The sequence below is a fragment of the Rhodococcus sp. OK611 genome (genome assembly GCF_003050885.1).
GTDB lineage: Bacteria > Actinomycetota > Actinomycetes > Mycobacteriales > Mycobacteriaceae > Rhodococcus_G > Rhodococcus_G oryzae.
In genome coordinates this window covers 44,953-64,404 of record NZ_QAOZ01000025.1, presented here as the reverse complement: position 1 = coordinate 64,404, position 19,452 = coordinate 44,953, and the positions used below count along the sequence as shown (strand labels likewise).

Here is a 19,452-nt window from a genome sequence, read left to right as displayed (position 1 = left end):
TGCACGAACTCGAGCGGACGGACAAGTCCACCGCACTGATCACCATGTGCGCCGGCGGCGCGCTGGCCACCGGCACCATCATCGAGCGGATCTGATCCGGCCATGAAGCGCCCACCGATGCTCGATACGCAGTTCACCCGAATCATCATCAAATGGATGTCGAAGACGAACGTGATCGCGTACCGGGCCACCGGTGGGCGTGTCGGCGGTAAGTGGCGGGTCGGCAGCGCCGCGAAGAGCGGCCTGCCGATCTGCCTGCTCACCACCACCGGCCGCAAGAGCGGCGAGCCCAGGGTGAGCCCACTGCTGTTCCTCGAGGACGGCGACCGGGTCGTGCTCGTCGCCTCGCAGGGCGGCCAGCCCAAGAACCCGCTGTGGTACCTGAACCTGAAGGCCGATCCCAATGTGAAGGTCCAGATCCGTTCCGACGTGCGCCATCTGGTCGCGAAGGTCGCGGACGATGCCGAGCACGCGGAGCTGTGGCCCAAGCTCGTGGCGATGTACCCCGAGTTCGACGATTACCAGTCCTGGGTCGAACGCAAGATCCCGGTCGTGGTCTGTTCGTAGCAATTGCGGGCCCGTTGACAGACAATCTGGGGGGAGCCCGCAGGATTGCCGATCCGGCAGGTGCGTGCTCCGCGCTGTTGCACCTCAACGGATAGGGAGATTTCGTCATGACGGCTGGCCCCCAAGATCAGATCCTGGACCGACGCGAACTCGCCTCGGCGCTCCTGCGGGCGCTCGAGATGCGGCACGAGGTCCTCGATGCCATCGTCGACAGTGACGACCACGCCGCCGCCGTACGCAGCGTGAGCGCGCTCCTCGAGACGACCGAGGACAACGCGAATGCGGTGCTGGGTCTTCAGCTCGGGCGCCTGACCCGGCTCGAGCGCGACCACCTCCGCGACGAGGTCACCAACCTGGACGCGACGCTGAAGTGGCTGCCGGAACAGCGCCCCTTCAGCACCGGCACGAACGTGCGGCTGCGCCCGTTCACCTACAACGACGAGGACGCGGAGCTCTACCGGCGGCGCTCGGCCGAGCAGCTCGATGCCGACGGCACGCCGTGGCAGGAGGATCGCATCGAGGAGGAGCGCCGGGCAGGCCTGAACCGGGTCGACGAGGAGACCGCGGCATGGTTCGTCGCGGAGAACACCAGCGGCGACCGGCCGGAGTGCGTCGGGCTGGTGTTCGGCGAACTACACGAAGGCGAGGTGGACCTCGCGGTGTGGGTGGCGCCCGAGGCGCGCAAGCAGGGCTACGGCACCGCCGTGATCAAGCTGTCGCGGCCGGAACTCGCCGCCTACTTCCCCGGCACGACGGTCATCGTCCGCTCCCCCGTCTAGGCGCTTCGCGCCTGTGCGCGGTTGACGAGTCCACACACTCGTCAACCGCGCACGGGCGGCGGAGCCGCTTTACGCCCCGTAGACCGGGGTGGGGGTCTCCGCCTTCTCGAGCAGGTCGGCCACGACGGGGCCGATCTCCTTCGGGTCCCAGCGATCGCCCTTGTCCTGCACGGGGCCGTGCCGCCAGCCCTCGGCGACGGTGATCTTGCCGCCCTCGACCTCGAACACCCGGCCGGTGACGTCCTTCGACTCGGCGCTGCCCAGCCAGACCACCAGCGGGGAGATGTTCTCCGGCGCCATCGCGTCGAAGCCCTCCTCGGGAGCGGCCATCGCCTCGGCCATCGCGCCGCCCGCGCCCACCGTCATCCGGGTGCGCGCCGCCGGCGCGATCGCGTTGACGGAGACGCCGTAGTTCTTCAGCTCGGCGGCGGCCTGGATGGTCATCTCCGCGATGCCCGCCTTGGCGGCCGCGTAGTTGCCCTGACCGATGCTGCCCTGCAGGCCGGCACCCGAGCTGGTGTTGATGATCCGCGCGTCCACCGGACGTCCGGCCTTGGACTCGGCGCGCCAGTACGCGGCCGCGTGCCGCAGCGGGGCGAAGTGGCCCTTGAGGTGCACCCGGATGACCGAGTCCCACTCCTGCTCGCTCATGCCGACCAGCATCCGGTCGCGCAGGAAGCCCGCATTGTTGACCAGCACGTCGAGGCCACCGAAGTTGTCGATGGCGGTCTTGATCAGGTTCTGCGCGCCGTCCCAGTCCGCGACGTCGTCGCCGTTCACCACGGCCTGTCCGCCCGCGGCGATGATCTCCGCGACGACCTGCTCGCCGGGGCTCTCACCGGTCGCGGTGCCGTCGCCGCCGACGCCGATGTCGTTCACGACGACCTTCGCGCCCTCGGCCGCGAACGCCAGTGCGTGCGCCCGTCCGATACCGCGGCCCGCGCCCGTCACGATGACGACGCGACCCTCTACCAATCCACTCACTTCTGCTCCTCCATCACTGGCTTGTTGGATGTCTCTGCGTCCGACGCCGCCAGGAACGCGGGGCGCTCGCCGCCGCCGTGCACCGTCAGTGTCGAACCGCTGACGTAGGACGCCAGCGGCGATGCCAGGAAGGTCGCACAGTTCCCGATGTCCTCGGGCCGCGCCATCCGACCCAGCGGGACGGTCTTGCTCACCGCGGCGAGGCCGTCGGCCCCGCCGTAGTGCAGGTGGCTCTGCTCGGTCTCGACCAGGCCGACCACGATCGAGTTCACCCGGACCTTCGGCGCCCACTCCACCGCGAGGCTGGCCGCGAGGCTGTCGATGCCGGCCTTGGCGGCGCCGTAGGCGGCGGTGCCCGGCGACGGGCGGCTGCCGCTGACGCTGCTGATCATCACGATCGAGCCGCCGGTGTCCTGCTTCTGCATGACGGCGTTCGCGATCTGCGAGATCAGGAGCGGGGCGAGCAGGTTGAGCTCGACGATCTTCGAGTGGAAGCGGGGGCTGGCGTCCGCGGCCAGGGCGTACGGCGCCCCGCCCGCGTTGTTGACGACGGCGTCGAGGCGGCCGTGGGTGGCGACGATCGAGTCGATCATCGACTGCACCTGCTCGGCGTCGCGAAGGTCGCAGGAGATGAACTCCACGCCGCGACCATCCACCTCGATCGGCTCGTCGGCCGGCCGTCGCGCGCAGGTCACCACCGTGGCGCCCGCGCGCAGAAACGCGCGGCTGATGCCCGCGCCCACGCCGCGCACTCCGCCGGTGACCAGCACCACGCTGCCGTCAAGACCTAGATCCACCAGTACCTCCACTGTCAGGGATTCTCTGCGGGTCGGGGGTCATCCGCCGAAAAGCGAACTCCAGCCCGACCCGCAGGTGTGCTAACTTACCAAGCAATCGCTTGGTTTGGCGACCTACCTAAGGAATCACGATGGGAATCACTTCCAAATCCGATGGGGCCGGCATCACCACGGTCACCGTCGACTACCCGCCGGTGAACGCCATCCCGTCTAAGGGATGGTTCGAACTGGCCGACGCCGTCCTCGCGGCGGGCAAGGATCCGAGCACCCACGTGGTGATCCTGCGAGCCGAGGGTCGCGGCTTCAACGCCGGCGTCGACATCAAGGAGATGCAGGCCACCGAGGGTCACGGCGCACTGATCGACGCCAACCGCGGCTGCGCGGCGGCGTTCTCCGCGGTCTACGACTGCGAGGTTCCCGTCGTGGTCGCCGTCAACGGCTTCTGCGTCGGTGGCGGCGTCGGCCTGGTCGGCAACGCCGACGTCATCGTCGCGTCCGACGACGCCGTCTTCGGCCTGCCCGAGGTCGACCGCGGCGCACTCGGCGCGGCCACGCACCTCGCCCGCCTGGTCCCCCAGCACATGATGCGCACGCTGTACTACACGGCCAAGAACGTCGACGCCCAGACGCTCAAGCACTTCGGCTCCGTGTACGACGTCGTCCCGCGCGCCGAGCTCGACGCGTGTGCACTCAAGATCGCAGGCGAGATCGCCGCCAAGGACACCCGGGTCATCCGGCGCGCCAAGGAAGCGATCAACCGCATCGACGTGATGGACGTGCACACCAGCTACCGGATCGAGCAGGGTTTCACGTTCGAGCTGAACCTCGCCGGCGTCGCCGACGAGCACCGCGACGAGTTCGTCGCCACCGGCAAGCCGCGCGCGAACAAGTAGGGAGTTGAAAGACAATGCGTGACAAGAGGATGTCGCTCGACGAGGTCGTCGGCGAACTGCGCAGTGGCATGACGATCGGCCTCGGCGGCTGGGGCTCGCGCCGCAAGCCGATGGCGTTCGTGCGCGCGATTCTGCGCTCGGACATCAAGGACCTGACCGTCGTCACCTACGGCGGACCGGACCTGGGCCTGCTGTGCTCGGCGGGCAAGGTCAAGAAGGCCTACTACGGCTTCGTGTCCCTGGACTCCGCGCCGTTCTACGACCCCTGGTTCGCCAAGGCCCGCACCACCGGCGCCATCGAGGTCCGCGAGATGGACGAGGGCATGGTCAAGTGTGGCCTCGAGGCCGCCGCGGCCCGCCTGCCGTTCCTGCCGATCCGCGCGGGCCTCGGCTCGGACGTCCTGAACTTCTGGGGCGACGAGCTCAAGACCGTCACTTCGCCGTACGCCGACGAGTCCGGCAAGGCCGAGACGCTCATCGCGATGCCCGCGCTGAACCTGGACGCGTCGTTCGTGCACCTGAACCTGGGCGACAAGCACGGCAACGCCGCCTACAACGGCGTCGACCCGTACTTCGACGACCTGTACTGCATGGCCGCCGAGAAGCGCTACGTCTCCGTCGAGCGCATCGTCGAGACCGAGGAGCTGGTGAAGGCCGTTCCGCTGCAGCAGCTGATCCTCAACCGCATGATGGTCGACGGCGTCGTGGAGGCCCCGAACGGCGCCCACTTCACCCTCGCAGGCGAGAGCTACGGCCGCGACGAGAAGTTCCAGCGTCACTACGCGGAGGCCGCCAAGACCCCCGAGTCGTGGCAGGTCTTCGTTGACACCTACCTGTCCGGCAGCGAGGACGACTACCAGGCCGCCGTCAAGAAGTTCGCAGAGGAGCAGGCATGACCTCCACCGAGACCATCACCCGCGCGGAGTACTGCGCGATCGCGTGCGCCGAGATCTTCTCGGGCGCGGGCGAGATCATGGCCAGCCCGATGTCCACGCTGGCGACCATCGGCGCGCGGCTGGCGCGGCTCACCACCGAGCCCGACCTGCTCATCACCGACGGTGAGGCGCTGATCTTCGCCGACACCCCCGCGGTCGGCGCCAAGGCCCCGATCGAGGGCTGGATGCCGTTCCGCAAGGTGTTCGACGTCGTCGCCTCCGGCCGCCGCCACGTGGTCATGGGCGCCAACCAGATCGACCGGTACGGCAACCAGAACCTGTCCGCGTTCGGTCCGCTGCAGCAGCCGACCCGCCAGATGTTCGGCGTCCGCGGCGCCCCCGGCAACACCATCAACCACGCCACCAGCTACTTCGTCCCGAAGCACTCCTCGCGGGTGTTCGTGGACAAGGTGGACGTGGTCTCGGGTGTCGGCTACGACAAGGTCGATCCCTCGAACCCGGCGTTCAAGTACCTGCACTTGCACCGCGTGGTCAGCAACCTGGGCGTCTTCGACTTCGGCGGACCGGACCACACCCTGCGCGCGCTCAGCCTGCACCCGGGCGTCACCGCGGCCGAGGTCGCCGAGAACACCTCCTTCGAGGTCGCCGGGCTGGCCGAGGCGGGCGTCACCCGCGAGCCCACCGCCGAGGAGCTGCGCCTGATCCGCGAGGTCATCGACCCGCGCGGTCTGCGTGAGCGCGAGGTCCAGGCATGACCGCCGTCCTGCGCACGGCGCTGACCGAACTGGTCGGCATCGAGCACCCGATCGTGCAGACCGGCATGGGCTGGGTCTCCGGCCCGCGCCTGACCGCGGGCACGTCCAACGCGGGCGGCCTGGGCATCCTCGCCTCGGCGACGATGACCTACGACGAGCTCGAGGCAGCGGTCCTGCGGACCAAGGAGCTGACCGACAAGCCGTTCGGCGTCAACATCCGCGCCGACGCGACGGACGCTCAGCAGCGCATCGACCTGCTGATCCGCGAGAAGGTCAAGGTCGCCTCGTTCGCGCTGGCACCCAAGAAGGACCTGATCAGCAAGCTCAAGGACAACGGCGTCGTCGTGGTCCCGTCCATCGGCGCCGCCAAGCACGCCGTCAAGGTCGCCTCCTGGGGCGCCGACGCGGTGATCGTGCAGGGCGGCGAGGGCGGCGGCCACACCGGCCCGGTCGCCACGACGCTGCTGCTGCCGTCGGTGCTCGACGCGGTCGACATCCCGGTGATCGCGGCCGGCGGCTTCTTCGACGGCCGCGGCCTGGCAGCTGCGCTGTCCTACGGCGCCGCGGGCGTCGCGATGGGCACCCGCTTCCTGCTCACCAGCGACAGCGCAGTGCCGGACTCGGTCAAGCAGGAGTACCTCAAGCGCGGCCTGCAGGACACCACCGTGTCCGTGAAGGTCGATGGCATGCCGCACCGGGTGCTCAACACCGACCTGGTCAACAGCCTCGAGAAGTCCAGCTACGCACGGGGTCTCATCGCCGCGGCCAGGAACGCTCCCAAGGTCAGGGCGATGACGGGCATGAAGTGGTCGACTCTCCTCAAGGAGGGCCTCGACATGAAGAAGTCCACGGACAAGACCTGGCTGCAGGTCATCATGTACGCCAACACCCCGATGCTGCTCAAGGCCGGCCTGGTCGACGGCAACACCGAGGCGGGCGTGCTCGCGTCAGGTCAGGTGGTCGGCATGGTCGACGACCTGCCGAGCTGTCAGGAACTGATCGACCGGATCATGGCGGACGCCGTGAAGCGGATCGACGCACTGGGCGCGCTGCGCGCCTGAGCTCGGGAGCGCACTCCCCACACTGAAGGGCACCATCGGCCGGTTCATCCGGCCGGCGGTGCCCTTCAGTCGTTTGCGGCGGCCGCGGCCATCCGGGCGCGGACCTCGGGCCTGCGCAGCGGCGGCACCGTGGCCGGTGGCTGCTTGCGGGAGGGCAGCACCCCGAGCAGCCGCATCGTGGTCGCCGTGACCTCGGCGACCGCCTGCTCGAAGGGCTCTCGGGTGGCGTCGGACAGCTTCTGCACCCCGCTCACCTTCCGCACGTACTGACGGGCGGCCGCCTCGATCTCCTCCGCGGTGGCGGCCGGCTCGAGGCCGCGGAGCTCGGTGATGTTTCGGCACATATCCCGACGATAACCCCGAGCCACCGCCCGCGCGCGATGAGTTCCGTGTCACCCCGTAACTATTTTGGCTCCAGGGGTAACCCGCTCCGGTATTGTCCGGCGATGTGAATGGATCCGGAGACCACCCAGTCGAAGCAGCCGGCCCGGGCCGGCCCCGAGATCCCCAGGTCGACCGGTCGGTCCTCGATGCGACCATTGCGCTGCTCGTCGAGTCGGGCTACCAGAAGACCACCATCCAGGCCATCGCCCGACGGGCCAAGGTCAGCGCGCCCGCGATCTACCGCCGCTGGGCCACCCGCGAGATGATCATCGAGGACGCGATCTTCGGCCTCGAGTCCATGGGCGACGTGCCGCTCCCCCCGAGCACCGACGACCTGCACGCCGACCTCCTGGCCTGGACGCGCAGTTTCCTCGAGCGCGCCGCGCACCCGGCCGCCCGCTCCGCGATACCAGGGCTGATGTCCACCTGGAATCACAACGAGGGCGTCTACGAGCGGCTCGTCCAGCGGGCCGAGGTGCCCGCCCGCAAGGCGCTGCTCGACCGGATCCAACTGGCTGAGCCGGACGCGGAGCCGGCCGCCGCCGCGTCCACCGCGGACACCGTCTTCGACCTGCTGGTGTCGGCCACCATGCTCCGCGGCGTCTCGCGCGGATTCGAGGACTCGGACGCGTGGTGCGAGCGGATCGCCGACGCACTGTTCGCGCTGATCGGCACCATCGACTGACGGACACCGTCGTCCGGGTCCACCGACGAGTTCGGCCCCGTACTCCTCCGGCAGGAGGGGTACGGGGCCGAATCTGCTTGCGCGGAGAGGTTTTAGCCCAGGCGCTCGATGATCGTCACGTTCGCGGTGCCGCCACCCTCGCAGATGGTCTGCAGGCCGTAGCGCCCACCGGTGCGCTCGAGCTCGTTGAGCATGGTCGCGAACAGCTTGGTGCCGGTCGCGCCGAGCGGGTGCCCGTTCGCGATCGCGCCGCCGTTGGCGTTGACCTTCGCCGGGTCCGCGCCGATCTCCTTGATCCAGGACAGCACGACGGGGGCGAAGGCCTCGTTGATCTCGATGACGTCGATGTCATCGATGGTCAGGCCGGCCTTCTCCAGCGCGTACTTGGTCGCGGGGATCGGCGCGCTGAGCATGAAGATCGGCGAGGCGCCGCGGGCGCTGATGTGGTGGATCCGGGCGCGGGGCTTGAGGCCGTGCGCCTTCACCGCGGCCTCGGAGGCGAGCAGCGTCGCGCTGGCGCCGTCGGAGATCTGGCTCGCCAGGGCCGCGGTCAGGCGTCCGCCGTCGGTCAGGGTCTTGAGCCCGGCCATCTTCTCCAGGCTGGTCTCGCGCGGGCCCTCGTCGATGCTGAACTCGCCGACCGGCACGATCTCCTTGTCGAATCGGCCCTCGGCGATCGCCTTGCGCGCGCGCTCGTGGCTCTGCAGCGCCCAGCGCTCCATCTCCTCGCGGCTGATGTCCCACTTCTCGGCGATCAGCTCGGCGCCGTGGAACTGCGAGACCTCTTCGTCGCCGTAGCGGTGCTCCCAGCCCTTCGAGCCCTTGAACGGGGTCTCGAAACCGAACTGCTCGCCGACGACCATCGCGGAGGCGATCGGGATCATGCTCATGTTCTGCACGCCGCCGGCCACCATCAGGTCCGCGGTTCCGCTCAGGATCGCCTGCGCTGCAAAGTGAACGGCCTGCTGGCTGGATCCACACTGACGGTCGACGGTGACACCGGGGACATCCTCGGGGTAGCCGGCGGCCAGCCAGGCGGTGCGCGCGATGTTGCCGGCCTGCGGGCCGATCGCGTCGACACAGCCGAACACGACGTCGTCGATCTCGCTCGGGTCGACCTGGTTGCGCTCGAGGAGCTGCTTGATCACCCCGGCGCCGAGGTCCGCGGGGTGCACCGCGGAGAGGGCACCGCCCTTCTTGCCGACCGCGGTGCGGATGGCGTCAACAATGTATGCCTCAGGCATGGAAACTCCCTACGAATCGGACCGTGACTGTGGGCTGGAGAGCCCGTCGAGCACAATGGCGAGATACTGCTTGGCGACCGTTTCCGCGGTCATCGGGCCTCCCGGCCGGTACCAGCGCACCGGAACCCAGACGGTGTCGCGCATGAAGCGGTACACCAGCTCCACGTCGATGTCGGGGCGGAAGCTGCCGTCGGCGATGCCCGCCTCGAGGACCGAGACCCACAGGCCCCGGAACTCCTTGTTGCGATCGGTGATGTACTCGAAGCGCTCGTTGCCGACCAGGTGCTTGGCCTCGTCCTGATAGATCGCGACCGCGGCGTGCGAACCGTCGATCGCCTCGAAGGACGCGATCACCATCGCCTCGAGGGTGGCGCGCGATCCGAGACCGGCCGCGACGATGTCGCGGTAGCGGCCGAACAGCTCGTCCAGGAAGCCCTTGAGGATCTCGTCGACCATGGACTCCTTGGAGTCGAAGTGGTGGTAGAGACTGCCGGACAGGATCCCGGCCGAGTCGGCGATGTCGCGCACCGTGGTGGCGCGCAGACCGCGCTCGGCGAACAGGGCGGCCGCCAGCGCGAGGAGTTCGGCGCGGCGGCCGGACTTGCTGGCAGACTCTTCGGCAGCTCTCGGCGGAGGGGTCACACTCGACAGAGTATCAACCAAGCGCTTGTTAGGGTATCGGGGTGCAGCAAAACACTTGCGCCGTGATCACCGGCGGATCGGGCGGCATCGGGATCGAGATCACCCGGCGGCTCGCCGCCCAGGGGCTCCCTGTCGCGTTCACCTACCGTTCCGGCGCCGAGCGCGCCGCCGCCCTGGTCGAGGAGATCACCGCTGCGGGCGGGCGGGCCCGTGCCGATGCCGTCGACCTGACCGACCGGGACCGGGTCGCACGGTGGGCGCGGGAGATCACGGCCGAGCTCGGCGATCCGTCGGTGCTGGTGCACGCGGCGGGCCCGCACATCCCGATGGTCCACCTGTCCAAGGTCTCCCCCGACACCTTCTCCGAGCATCTCGGAGCCGAGGCCACCGCGTTCTTCGCGCTCGTGCACGCCCTGTTGCCCGGGCTCCGCGCGGCGCGCGGCTCGGTGGTCGCGGTGACCACGGCGGCCACCGACCGCTTTCCCGTCCGCGACGGCCTCTCGTCCGGGACCAAGGGCGCCGTCGAGGCGCTGGTCCGGGCGTTCGCCGCCGAGGAGGGCCGCTACGGCGTCCGCTTCAACTCCGTTGGCCCCGGCATGCTCACCGACGGCATGGCCGAACGCCTGATGGGCAACGCCGACCTCGATGAGCGCGCGCAGGCCGTCGCGATGAGCCGGATCCCCCTGCAGCGCTTCGGCTCCGCGGTCGACATCGCCGAAGCCGTCTGCTTCCTCGCGAGCGACAAGGCCGGCTTCATCACCGGCCAGAAGCTGAACGTCGACGGCGGCTACACCGTCTAGGCGGCTCCGCCGCCCGTGCGCGGTTGACGAGTGTCAGGACTCGCTAACCGCGCACAGGCGGGACACGGGTTTTCGTCCCGCCTATGCCACCCCTCGCGGCGCAGGACCTGCTCGACCTCCCCGGCCACCAGGCACGGGGTCACGACCACCTCCTCGTAGCCGAACACCAGCCGTGGCCGATCGGCGAGTTCGGCGGCGTTGTCGCGGCGACGGTCCCGGAAGGCGACCTCGCGCGCGGAGTGCGACCGGCGGCCGTCGAGGCGCACGATCAGCGGGACACCGTGTTCGCTGTAGTCGCAGTCCTCCCAGAGCGTGCGGCCGTCGACCACCACCGGCTCCTGCCTGCGTGCCACGGGAAGTCCGTGGGCCTGTTCGACATCGACCGCGAAGCGGTACTCGAGCATCGACTGGACGCCTTCGGCCAGCAGCCGGACGGCCGCCTCGAGCGCTTTCCGGTAGCGACGCGGGGTCCGCTCGTTCATCCGGCGCCGGACGTCGTCCAACCGGACGCGAGCGTTGGTGACGGTGCCGATCAGGCTGACGTATGCCTCGCGCGCCGACGGCTGCGCGATGGCGTGGTCTAGCGCGGTGTCCGCGCGGGTCGTGCGCGGTGGCAGGAGGTCGCCGGCACCGATGTGCCGTTGCGCGCGCGACCGGTGCACCACCACCCCGGGATGCAGGACGCTCCCCCGCGCGGGCACCACGCGATCGTTGTGCACCGCGTGTCCGACCGCGGTCGCGGGTTGACCGATCGCGGAGACACCGTAGGGAACTGTGACGTGGACGGGACCGGCCTCGCTCACTGGGACCATCCCCCACAGCTCCGCGGCCGTCCGGTGACTGAGCAGCGCCGTGGTCCCGCCGTAGAGAAGGGCGGCCTCGAGAATTGCCTCGCGAGTGAGCGCGCCCGAGGTGATCGCGTACACCCCGTGCAGCACCCGCTGCCAGCTCCCGGTCTCGAGGCGCTGTCGCGTTCGCGACGGCGGGAATCCGAGGGCGTGCAATTGCGCCGCGGTGACCAATCCGTACTGGCGGTCGACGAGGGCCTGGAGCGCTGCGGGCGAGAACGTTGCGGGCATGCCGACGACACTGGCGTCGGGTACCGACCGGATCGACGAGATCGGGCCGGGTTATCCACAGGCGCTACGCGCCTGTGCGTGGTTGACGAGTGTCAGCACTCGTCAACCACGCACAGGCGGCGGAGCCGCCTAGGCGCGCTGGCTGGAGATGGAGACGATCTCGCCGGTGAGGTAGGTCGTGTAGTCGCTGGCGAGCATCGCGATGGTCGCGGCGATCTCCCACACCTCGGCGGCGCGACCGAAGGCCTCACCCTCGGCCAGCTTGTCGAGCAGTTCCTCGCTGGTCACCTTCGCCAGGAACGCGTGGCGGGCGATGGACGGCGCGACGGCGTTGATGCGGACGCCGTACTCGGCGGCCTCGATCGCGCTGCAGCGGGTCAGCGCCATGACGCCTGCCTTGGCCGCCGCGTAGTGCGCCTGCGAGTGCTGCGCGCGCCAGCCGAGCACGGAGGCGTTGTTGACCAGGACGCCGTTGTGCTCGACCGACTTGAAGTAGCGAAGCGCCGCGCGGGTGGCGCGGAAGGTGCTCGTCAACGTGATGTCGAGGACGCGGTCCCACTGCTCGTCGGTCATGTCCACGACCGGCGTCTCGCCGCCGAGGCCCGCGTTGTTGACCAGGACGTCGATGCGGCCGAGCTTCTCGGCGGAGCCGGCGATCAGCGCGTCGACCTGCTCGGTGCTCGAGACGTCGCAGACGAACGACTCGACCTGCTGGCCACCGAACTCGGCCGACAGCTTCTCCACGGTCTCGCCGAGGCGACGCTCGTGGAAGTCCGAGACCAGCACGTCGGCGCCCTCGAGCAGCGCCCGGCGCGCGGTGGCGAAGCCGATACCGGTGCCCGCGGCCGCGGTCACGACGACCTTCTTGCCCTTGAGCAGGTTGTGGCCCTCGATCTCGGCGGGGGCGACTGCCAGGGGGGACTTGAGGGAAGTGGTCACGGTCGAGCCTCTCGGGGAAGTCCGAGCACCCGCTCGGCGATGATGTTTCGTTGGATTTCGTTCGAGCCGCCGTAGATGGTGTCGGCCCGGCTGAACAGGAACAGGCGCTGCTGGTCGCTCAGGTCGGCGTCGGCGCCGAACGGCCCGTTGCCCGCCAGCAGCGAGTCCGCACCGGCGACCTCCATCGCGAGCTCGCCGAGACCGCGGTGCCAGTTGGCCCACAGCAGCTTGGCCACCGAGGCCTCGCCGCCCTGGGCGCTGGCGTCGACCGCGGACAGGGTGCGCATGGCGTGCGCGCGCATCACCTGCAGGCCCATCCAGGCGCGGGTGAGCTTGTCCTTGATGACGGGGTCGGAGGCCGCGCCGTTGCGCTCGGCCAGCTCGACGATCTCCGACAGTTCCTTGGCGAAGCCGACCTGCTGGCCGAGCGTGGAGATGCCGCGCTCGAAGGTGAGGGTGCCCATCGCGACCGACCAGCCCTGGCCGACCTCGCCGACCACCAGGTCGGCGTCGGTGCGGGCGTCGTCGAAGAACACCTCGTTGAACTCGGAGGTGCCGGTGAGCTGCAGGATCGGCCGCACCTCGATGCCCGGCTGGTCCATCGGGACCAGCAGGTAGGACAGGCCCTTGTGGCGCTGCGAGCCGGGCTCGGTCCGCGCGACCACGAAGCACCACTGCGCGACGTGCGCGAGCGAGGTCCACACCTTCTGCCCGTTGATCCGCCACTGGTCGCCGTCGAGGCGCGCCGAGGTGGAGACCGCCGCGAGGTCGGAGCCCGCGCCGGGCTCGGAGTAGCCCTGGCACCACAGTTCGGAGACCGTGTTGATGCCGGGCAGGAAGCGCCGCTTCTGCTCCTCGGTGCCGAACGCGATCAGCGTCGGCCCGAGCAGCTCCTCACCGAGGTGGCTCACCCGCGCGGGTGCGCCCGAGCGGGCGTACTCCTCATGGAAGATCACCTGCTGGCTCAGCGTCGCGCCCTTGCCGCCGTACTCGGTCGGCCAGCCCAGGCAGGTCCACCCGGCGGCCGCCAGATGGCGGTCCCACGCGAGTCGCTCCTCGAAGGCCTCGTGCTCACGTCCGGGTCCGCCGAGCCCACGCAGACCGGCGAACTCACCGGTGAGATTGTCGGCCAACCACTCACGGACGGTCGCGGCGAACTGCTCGTCGTCTTTGGCTGTCCCCAGCCCCTGGCTTACATCCACCCCGGTAGGATAACCTACCAAGCACTTGCTTTGTAGAGGAGTCCAGTGACCAGTGATGTGAATACCACCCCCGCGGCCCTCGCGAGGGCGGCTCGCGAGTTCGGGGACGCCGAGGCCATCGCCGACGGCGAGACCCATCTCAGCTACTCCGACCTCCTCGACCGCGTGCGCACGGTGGCACGGGCACTGATCGCGCGCGGGATCGAGCCCGGCGACCGCGTCGCGCTCTGGGCCCCGAACACCTATCACTGGGTCATCGCCGCCCTCGCCACGCACTACGCCGGCGCGGTGTTGGTCCCGATCAACACCCGCTACACCGGCACCGAGGCGCTGGACCTGGTGATCCGGACGAAGGCGAGGGCCCTGTTCGTCGTCGGCCCGTTCCTCAAGACCGACCGCTGGGCCGACCTGTCCCGCGCGGCCGGGCCGGGCGACCTCGACGTGCTGGACACCGTCATCCGGATACCCTTCGACGAGGCGGCGCCGACCGAGGGCGTCATCGAGTGGCAGCAGCTGGACGACCTCGCCGCGTCGGTGCCCGCCGAGCAGGCGGATGCCCGCGCCCAGGCCGTCGATCCGGACGACATCGCCGACATCCTCTTCACCTCGGGCACCACCGGCAAGAGCAAGGGCGTGCTGAGCGCGCACCGGCAGACGGTGGGCATCGCGGACGCGTGGGCAACCTGCGCCGAGGTCACCAGCGCCGATGCCGAGTTGCTCATCAACCCCTTCTTCCACACCTTCGGCTACAAGGCCGGGATCATGGTGTGTGTCCTGCGCGGCGCCACCATCGTCCCGATGGCGCTGTTCGACGTCCCCAAGGTCGCCGCGAAGATCGCCGAGGCCCGGGTCAGCGTCCTGCCGGGCGCCCCGACCATTCACCAGTCGATCCTCGACCTGCCCACCCGCGACGAGTACGACCTGTCGAGCTTGCGGATCGCCATCACCGGTGCCGCCGCGGTCCCGGTGCGGCTGGTCGAACGAATGCAGTCCGAACTGGGCTTCGACGCCGTGCTCACCGCCTACGGGCAGACCGAGGCCGTCGTGGTGACCATGTGCCGCACCGACGACGACCCGGTCACCGTCTCGACCACCTCCGGGCGCGCCATCCCCGGCATGGAGGTCCGGATCGGCGACAACGGCGAGATCCTGGTCCGCGGCGAGAACGTCATGCTCGGCTACCTCGACGACCCGGAGGCCACCGCGGCGACCATCGACAAGGACGGCTGGCTGCACACCGGCGACGTCGGCGTCATGGACGAGCGCGGCTACATCGACATCACCGACCGGCTCAAGGACATGTACATCTCGGGCGGCTTCAACGTCTATCCCGCCGAGATCGAGAACGCCCTCGCCCGGATCGACGCGGTCGCCGAGTCGGCCGTCATCGGAGTGCCCGACGAGCGGATGGGCGAGGTCGGCCGCGCCTATGTCGTCGCGAAGCCCGGTCGCACCATCACGGCCGAGGAGGTCCTCGCATACTGCAAGGAGCACCTGGCCAACTTCAAGATCCCGCGCTCGGTCGTCGTCGTCGGATCGCTGCCGCGCAACCCGTCCGGCAAGGTCCTCAAGAACGATCTCCGGGAGGGCAAGTCGTGAGTGTTCCCGACGAGGGCGAGGTCGTCACCTACGAGGTCCGCGGCAAGGTCGCGGTCGTCACGATGAACCGACCGAAGTTCCGCAACGCGCAGAACTCCGTGATGACCTACGCCCTGGACGCCGCCTTCCAGCGCGCCGTCGAGGACCCAGAGGTGAGCGCGATCGTGTTGGCCGGCAACGGCGACCACTTCAGCGCAGGGCACGACATCGGGACCGTCGGACGCGACCACCACGTGTCCTACGACAACAAGGCCGTCATGTGGTGGGACCACGTCGACCGCGAGGGCGGCGACCAGCGGTTCGCCCGCGAGATGGAGGTCTACCTCGGCATGTGCCGGCGGTGGCGCGAGCTGCCGAAGCCGACCATCGCCATGGTGCACGGCGCCTGCATCGCCGGTGGCCTGATGCTGTCCTGGGTGTGCGACCTCATCGTGGCCTCCGACGACGCCTTCTTCGCGGACCCTGTTGTCCGGATGGGCATTCCGGGCGTCGAGTACTTCGCGCACCCGTGGGTGCTCGGGGTGCGCGGGGCCAAGGAGATCCTGTTCACCGGCGATCGCTTCTCCGCGCAGCGCGCCTACGAGTGGGGCATGGTCAGCCGGGTGGTTCCGCGTGAGGACCTCGAGGCCACCGCGATGGACCTGGCCGACCGGATCGCGACCATGCCGCAGTTCGGACTCGCGCTGACCAAGAAGGCCGTCAACCAGTGCGAGGACCTGATGGGTGTGCGGGCCGGCATGGACTCGGTCTTCGGTCTGCACCACTTCGCGCACGCACACAACGCCGAAATCGGCAAGGGGCCCCTGGGCGGTATGGACGCCACAGCAATGAAGCGCGGCGCAGCCGCGGCGATGAAGAAGGCTGGAGAAGAATAGTGGATCTCGAATTCGACGACGCCACAGTCGTATTCCGCGACGAAGTGCGCGCGTTCCTCAAGGCGAACGTCCCCGCCGAGCCGCTGCCGCACATGGACACGGCGGAGGGCTTCGAGGCGCACCGGCAGTGGGAGCGCACCCTCGCCGACGCCCGCCTGTCGGTGGTGTCCTGGCCGGCCGAGTACGGCGGCCGCGACGCCACCCTCGAGCAGTGGGTCATCTTCGAGGAGGAGTACTACCGCTCCGGCGCACCCGGCCGGGTCAGCCAGAACGGCATCTTCCTGCTGGCCCCCACGCTCTTCGAGCACGCCAAGCCCGAGCAGCTGGCACGGATCATGCCGCGGATGGCACGCGCCGACGACATCTGGGCCCAGGCCTGGTCCGAGCCCGAGTCCGGCTCCGACCTGGCCAGCCTGCGCGCCACCGCCACCAAGGTCGACGGTGGCTGGCTGCTCAACGGTCAGAAGACCTGGAGCTCCCGCGCCGCGTTCGCGGACTGGGGATTCGGCCTGTTCCGCTCCGACCCGGAGGCCCAGCGCCACAAGGGCATCACGTACTACATGTTCGACCTGCGGTCGAAGGGCGTCACCGTGCGTCCGATCGACCAGCTCGACGGCCTGCCGGGCTTCGCCGAGGTGTTCCTCGAGGACGTCTTCGTGCCCGACGACCCGGCGAACCCCGCGGAGTCCGGCGTGATCGGCGCCGTCAACGAGGGCTGGCGGGTCGCGATGAGCACCGCGAGCAACGAGCGCGGCCTGTCGCTGCGCTCCCCCGGCCGCTTCCTCGCCGCCACCGACCGGCTCGTGCAGCTGTGGAAGACGAACGGCGACCAGTCCGACACCGAGCTGCGCGACCGGGTCGTCGACGCGTGGATCGGATCGCGCGCCTACGAGCTGAGCACGTGGGGCACCGTCACCCGGCTGGCCGGCGGCGGCCAGCTCGGCGCCGAGTCCTCCATCAACAAGGTGTTCTGGTCCGAGTGGGACGTGGCAACCCACGAGACCGCGCTCGACCTGCTCGGCCCCGAGGCCGAGCTCGCCGACACCGCGTGGATGGACGGCTACCTGTTCTCCCTCTCCGGTCCGATCTACGCCGGCACCAACGAGATCCAGAAGAATGTCATCGCCGAGCGGCTGCTCGGCCTACCTAAGGCGGACCGATGAGATTCGCACTCGACTCCTCGCACACCGACTTCGCGGACAGCATCGACTCGCTGCTCGCCAAGTCCGACATGCCCGCCGTGATCCGGTCCTGGAACGCGGGTGACACCGCGCCCGGCCTCAAGGTGTGGCAGCGCCTGGCGGAGACCGGCGTCAACGGCCTGATCATCGACGAGGCGCACGACGGCCTCGGCGCCGACGCCATCGACCTGGTCGTCGCGGTCGAGCAGCTGGGCAGGCACGCCGTGCCGGGTCCGGTCGCCGAGACCATCGCCGTCGCACCGGTGCTGCTCGCAGGCGCGGCGCCGGACCGCCTGTCCGCGCTCGCCGAGGGCGCGCTGGCCACCGTCGCGGCCCCGCCGCGGGTGCCGTTCGCCGTCGACGCGAACGCCGTCGAGCTGACCCTGCTCGTGCAGGGCGACTCGGTGTCCACCGCCACAGTCGGCGACCAGCACGGCTCCGTCGACCAGGCCAGGAAGCTGTTCTCCGTCACCGCCGCCGAGACACTCGGCGACGCGGACGTCGAGCGCGCCTTCGACATGGGCGCGCTCGCCACCGCAGCCCAGCTGCTCGGCCTCGGCCGCACCATGCTCGAGGTCAGCACCGAATACGCCAAGCAGCGCAAGCAGTTCGGCAAGGCCATCGGCAGCCAGCAGTCGATCAAGCACCACCTGGCGAACGTCGCCATCGGCCTCGAGATGGCGCGACCGCTGCTGCACGGCGCGGCGCTGTCCGTCCGCGACGGCTCGGCCGACGCCCGCCGCGACATCTCGGCGGCCAAGGTCGCGTGTGGCGACGCCGCGTACCGCGCATCGCGGATCGCGCTGCAGGTGCACGGCGCCATCGGGTACACCCAGGAACACGACCTGTCCCTGTGGCTGACCAAGACCCGGGCCCTGCTGACCGCGTGGGGCACCCCGTCTGTGCACCGCGCCCGAGTGATGGAGTCGCTGTGAGCCAGGTTGCCGCGGTAGGCGCATTCGACGAGGAGCAGCTCGAGCTCCGCAAGACCGTGCGGGCGCTGCTCGCCAAGCATTCCGATCCCGGTGCGGTCCGCCGCGCCGCGGAGACCGAGCAGGGCTACGACACCGCGCTGTGGGAGATGCTCTGCCAGCAGGTCGGCGTCGCCGCGCTCGCGATCCCCGAGGAGTTCGGCGGCATCGGCGCATCCGCGATCGAGACGCACCTGGTGCTCGAGGAACTCGGCCGCACGCTCGCCCCGACACCGATGCTCGGTTCGGTGGTGCTCGGCGCGCAGGCGATCCTGGCCAGCGGCGACACCGAGGCCTGCGAGCGACTGCTGCCCGGGATCGCGGAGGGCACCGCCGTCGCGGCGCTGTGCTGGACCGGCGCCGACGGCAGCTGGGACACCGAGTCGGTCGACGTGACGGCCACGGCGGCCGGTGACGGGCACTCGCTCACCGGCGCGAGCCACTTCGTGCTGGACGGGTCGATCGCGGACGTGCTCGTCGTCGCCGCCGCGATCGACGGCGCCGTGGCGCTGTTCGAGGTCGATCCCGCGCAGGAGTCGGTCAGCCGCCGCAGGCTGCCCGCGATGGACCCGACCCGGACCCTGTCGGTCGTGGAGTTCGACGGCGCCTCGGCCCGTCTGCTCACCGCCGACGGCTCGGCGGCCCTGGAGCGGGTGCGCGAGATCGCCTGCGTCGCACTGTCCGCGGAGCAGATCGGTGCGGCCGCGCAGTCGCTGGACCTCACCGTCGAGTACAGCAAGTCCCGCGTGCAGTTCGGTCGTCCGATCGGCAGCTTCCAGGCCCTCAAGCACCGGATGGCGGACCTGTACTTCCTGGTGGAGACGGCCCGTTCGGCGTCCTACGGCGCGGTCCGCTCGCTCGTCGACGGAGCGCCCACCGCGGCGACGGACGCCGCGGTCGCGAAGGTGTACTGCTCGGAGGCCCTGCAGTCGGTCGCGGCGGACAGCATCCAGCTGCACGGCGGCATCGCGATCACCTGGGAGCACGACGCCCAGCTGTACTTCAAGCGCGCACACGGCAGCGCCCAGCTCTTCGGCCAGCCGCGGGGGTACCTGAAGTCGCTGGAGTCGGCCGCGGGCCTGCCCGCCTGATCCCGTTGCACTGAGCTCGAAGGCCGGC

Annotated in this window: 22 protein-coding genes; 14 read left to right on the top strand and 8 right to left on the bottom strand. The window is 69.8% G+C overall.

What is annotated here, in order from left to right:
* The 3 genes from C8K38_RS27945 to C8K38_RS25960 form a co-directional block, all read left to right on the top strand.
* Positions 1–95, top strand: a 95-nt coding sequence (locus tag C8K38_RS27945; protein ID WP_257016999.1) for a hypothetical protein, incomplete at its 5' end; no start/stop codon positions are given.
* A gap of 7 nt (positions 96–102) precedes the next feature.
* A complete protein-coding gene (locus C8K38_RS25965; protein WP_097214307.1) occupies positions 103–567 on the top strand; it encodes a nitroreductase family deazaflavin-dependent oxidoreductase in 465 nt (154 codons plus the stop codon).
* A 107-nt stretch (positions 568–674) separates the two neighbouring features.
* Complete coding sequence (locus C8K38_RS25960; protein ID WP_097214306.1) at positions 675–1,346, top strand: GNAT family N-acetyltransferase; 672 nt, start codon at positions 675–677, stop codon at positions 1,344–1,346.
* Positions 1,347–1,415: 69 nt separating this feature from the next.
* Here C8K38_RS25960 and C8K38_RS25955 read toward each other — a convergent pair whose 3' ends face one another.
* Together C8K38_RS25955 and C8K38_RS25950 are read right to left on the bottom strand one after the other, a co-directional pair.
* The gene (locus C8K38_RS25955; protein ID WP_097214305.1) at positions 1,416–2,330 is read right to left on the bottom strand and encodes an SDR family oxidoreductase; all 915 of its coding nucleotides are present in this window, start codon (positions 2,328–2,330) and stop codon (positions 1,416–1,418) included.
* Positions 2,327–3,127: an SDR family oxidoreductase gene (locus C8K38_RS25950; protein WP_097214312.1), complete on the bottom strand. Its 801-nt coding sequence runs from the start codon at positions 3,125–3,127 to the stop codon at positions 2,327–2,329. The genes C8K38_RS25955 and C8K38_RS25950 overlap by 4 nt, the downstream gene beginning before the upstream one ends.
* A gap of 131 nt (positions 3,128–3,258) precedes the next feature.
* On the opposite strand from C8K38_RS25950, the gene echA20 reads away from it, so the two are divergent.
* Genes echA20 through C8K38_RS25930 form a run of 4 tightly spaced genes read left to right on the top strand, consistent with a single transcriptional unit; the run spans position 3,259 to position 6,732 of the window.
* Positions 3,259–4,020 (top strand): (7aS)-7a-methyl-1,5-dioxo-2,3,5,6,7,7a-hexahydro-1H-indene-carboxyl-CoA hydrolase, encoded by a 762-nt coding sequence (gene echA20, locus C8K38_RS25945; RefSeq protein ID WP_097214304.1) that lies wholly within the window; start codon positions 3,259–3,261, stop codon positions 4,018–4,020.
* Positions 4,021–4,034: 14 nt separating this feature from the next.
* Complete coding sequence (gene ipdA / locus C8K38_RS25940) at positions 4,035–4,916, top strand: cholesterol ring-cleaving hydrolase subunit IpdA (RefSeq protein ID WP_097214303.1); 882 nt, start codon at positions 4,035–4,037, stop codon at positions 4,914–4,916.
* A complete protein-coding gene (gene ipdB / locus C8K38_RS25935; RefSeq protein WP_097214302.1) occupies positions 4,913–5,671 on the top strand; it encodes a cholesterol ring-cleaving hydrolase subunit IpdB in 759 nt (252 codons plus the stop codon). The genes ipdA and ipdB overlap by 4 nt, the downstream gene beginning before the upstream one ends.
* Positions 5,668–6,732 (top strand): NAD(P)H-dependent flavin oxidoreductase, encoded by a 1,065-nt coding sequence (locus C8K38_RS25930; RefSeq protein ID WP_097214301.1) that lies wholly within the window; start codon positions 5,668–5,670, stop codon positions 6,730–6,732. Before ipdB ends, C8K38_RS25930 begins: the two co-directional genes overlap by 4 nt.
* A 65-nt stretch (positions 6,733–6,797) precedes the next feature.
* Here the strand turns inward: C8K38_RS25930 and C8K38_RS25925 are convergent, their stop codons facing one another.
* Complete coding sequence (locus tag C8K38_RS25925) at positions 6,798–7,076, bottom strand: DUF2277 domain-containing protein (RefSeq protein WP_097214300.1); 279 nt, start codon at positions 7,074–7,076, stop codon at positions 6,798–6,800.
* 104 nt (positions 7,077–7,180) lie between these two features.
* Between C8K38_RS25925 and C8K38_RS25920 the strand changes: the two genes are divergently transcribed.
* Positions 7,181–7,801 (top strand): TetR/AcrR family transcriptional regulator, encoded by a 621-nt coding sequence (locus C8K38_RS25920; protein WP_179800720.1) that lies wholly within the window; start codon positions 7,181–7,183, stop codon positions 7,799–7,801.
* Between the two features lie 92 nt (positions 7,802–7,893).
* Here C8K38_RS25920 and C8K38_RS25915 read toward each other — a convergent pair whose 3' ends face one another.
* Positions 7,894–9,045 (bottom strand): acetyl-CoA C-acetyltransferase, encoded by a 1,152-nt coding sequence (locus tag C8K38_RS25915; RefSeq protein ID WP_097214298.1) that lies wholly within the window; start codon positions 9,043–9,045, stop codon positions 7,894–7,896.
* 9 nt (positions 9,046–9,054) lie between these two features.
* Entirely contained in the window at positions 9,055–9,687 is a 633-nt protein-coding gene (locus C8K38_RS25910; RefSeq protein ID WP_097214297.1) for a TetR/AcrR family transcriptional regulator, read from the bottom strand.
* A 41-nt stretch (positions 9,688–9,728) separates the two neighbouring features.
* Here C8K38_RS25910 and C8K38_RS25905 point away from each other — a divergent pair, with 41 nt between their 5' ends.
* Positions 9,729–10,487, top strand: a complete 759-nt coding sequence (locus C8K38_RS25905) for an SDR family NAD(P)-dependent oxidoreductase (RefSeq protein ID WP_257017846.1) — start codon at positions 9,729–9,731, stop codon at positions 10,485–10,487.
* Here the strand turns inward: C8K38_RS25905 and C8K38_RS25900 are convergent.
* The 3 genes from C8K38_RS25900 to C8K38_RS25890 all read right to left on the bottom strand — a co-directional run bounded on the left by C8K38_RS25900 (position 10,484) and on the right by C8K38_RS25890 (position 13,707).
* A complete protein-coding gene (locus C8K38_RS25900) occupies positions 10,484–11,566 on the bottom strand; it encodes a type IV toxin-antitoxin system AbiEi family antitoxin domain-containing protein (protein ID WP_097214295.1) in 1,083 nt (360 codons plus the stop codon). The genes C8K38_RS25905 and C8K38_RS25900 overlap by 4 nt on opposite strands.
* 129 nt (positions 11,567–11,695) lie before the next feature.
* Positions 11,696–12,505 (bottom strand): SDR family oxidoreductase, encoded by an 810-nt coding sequence (locus C8K38_RS25895; RefSeq protein ID WP_027502840.1) that lies wholly within the window; start codon positions 12,503–12,505, stop codon positions 11,696–11,698.
* On the bottom strand, positions 12,502–13,707 hold the full coding sequence (locus C8K38_RS25890) for an acyl-CoA dehydrogenase family protein (protein WP_097214294.1): 1,206 nt from the start codon (positions 13,705–13,707) through the stop codon (positions 12,502–12,504). Before C8K38_RS25890 ends, C8K38_RS25895 begins: the two co-directional genes overlap by 4 nt.
* 45 nt (positions 13,708–13,752) lie before the next feature.
* Here C8K38_RS25890 and C8K38_RS25885 point away from each other — a divergent pair, with 45 nt between their 5' ends.
* The 5 genes from C8K38_RS25885 to C8K38_RS25865 are packed head-to-tail and all read left to right on the top strand — an operon-like array spanning position 13,753 to position 19,424.
* Entirely contained in the window at positions 13,753–15,306 is a 1,554-nt protein-coding gene (locus C8K38_RS25885; protein WP_097214293.1) for a FadD3 family acyl-CoA ligase, read from the top strand.
* Positions 15,303–16,181, top strand: coding sequence for an enoyl-CoA hydratase (locus C8K38_RS25880; protein WP_097214292.1), 879 nt, complete (start codon positions 15,303–15,305; stop codon positions 16,179–16,181). Before C8K38_RS25885 ends, C8K38_RS25880 begins: the two co-directional genes overlap by 4 nt.
* Positions 16,181–17,344: an acyl-CoA dehydrogenase family protein gene (locus C8K38_RS25875; RefSeq protein ID WP_097214291.1), complete on the top strand. Its 1,164-nt coding sequence runs from the start codon at positions 16,181–16,183 to the stop codon at positions 17,342–17,344. Before C8K38_RS25880 ends, C8K38_RS25875 begins: the two co-directional genes overlap by 1 nt.
* Positions 17,341–18,297, top strand: a complete 957-nt coding sequence (locus C8K38_RS25870) for an acyl-CoA dehydrogenase family protein (protein WP_097214290.1) — start codon at positions 17,341–17,343, stop codon at positions 18,295–18,297. Before C8K38_RS25875 ends, C8K38_RS25870 begins: the two co-directional genes overlap by 4 nt.
* Positions 18,294–19,424 (top strand): acyl-CoA dehydrogenase family protein, encoded by a 1,131-nt coding sequence (locus C8K38_RS25865; RefSeq protein WP_097214289.1) that lies wholly within the window; start codon positions 18,294–18,296, stop codon positions 19,422–19,424. Before C8K38_RS25870 ends, C8K38_RS25865 begins: the two co-directional genes overlap by 4 nt.
* The last annotated feature ends 28 nt before the right edge of the window (positions 19,425–19,452 follow it).

Coding starts and splice junctions, on each gene's coding strand:
- ipdB (WP_097214302.1), top strand. CDS start 4,913: ATGACCTCCACCGAGACCATCACCCGCGCGGAGTACTGCGCGATCGCG.
- C8K38_RS25900 (WP_097214295.1), bottom strand. CDS start 11,566: ATGCCCGCAACGTTCTCGCCCGCAGCGCTCCAGGCCCTCGTCGACCGC.
- C8K38_RS25965 (WP_097214307.1), top strand. CDS start 103: ATGAAGCGCCCACCGATGCTCGATACGCAGTTCACCCGAATCATCATC.
- ipdA (WP_097214303.1), top strand. CDS start 4,035: ATGCGTGACAAGAGGATGTCGCTCGACGAGGTCGTCGGCGAACTGCGC.
- C8K38_RS25925 (WP_097214300.1), bottom strand. CDS start 7,076: ATGTGCCGAAACATCACCGAGCTCCGCGGCCTCGAGCCGGCCGCCACC.
- echA20 (WP_097214304.1), top strand. CDS start 3,259: ATGGGAATCACTTCCAAATCCGATGGGGCCGGCATCACCACGGTCACC.
- C8K38_RS25915 (WP_097214298.1), bottom strand. CDS start 9,045: ATGCCTGAGGCATACATTGTTGACGCCATCCGCACCGCGGTCGGCAAG.
- C8K38_RS25960 (WP_097214306.1), top strand. CDS start 675: ATGACGGCTGGCCCCCAAGATCAGATCCTGGACCGACGCGAACTCGCC.
- C8K38_RS25870 (WP_097214290.1), top strand. CDS start 17,341: ATGAGATTCGCACTCGACTCCTCGCACACCGACTTCGCGGACAGCATC.
- C8K38_RS25930 (WP_097214301.1), top strand. CDS start 5,668: ATGACCGCCGTCCTGCGCACGGCGCTGACCGAACTGGTCGGCATCGAG.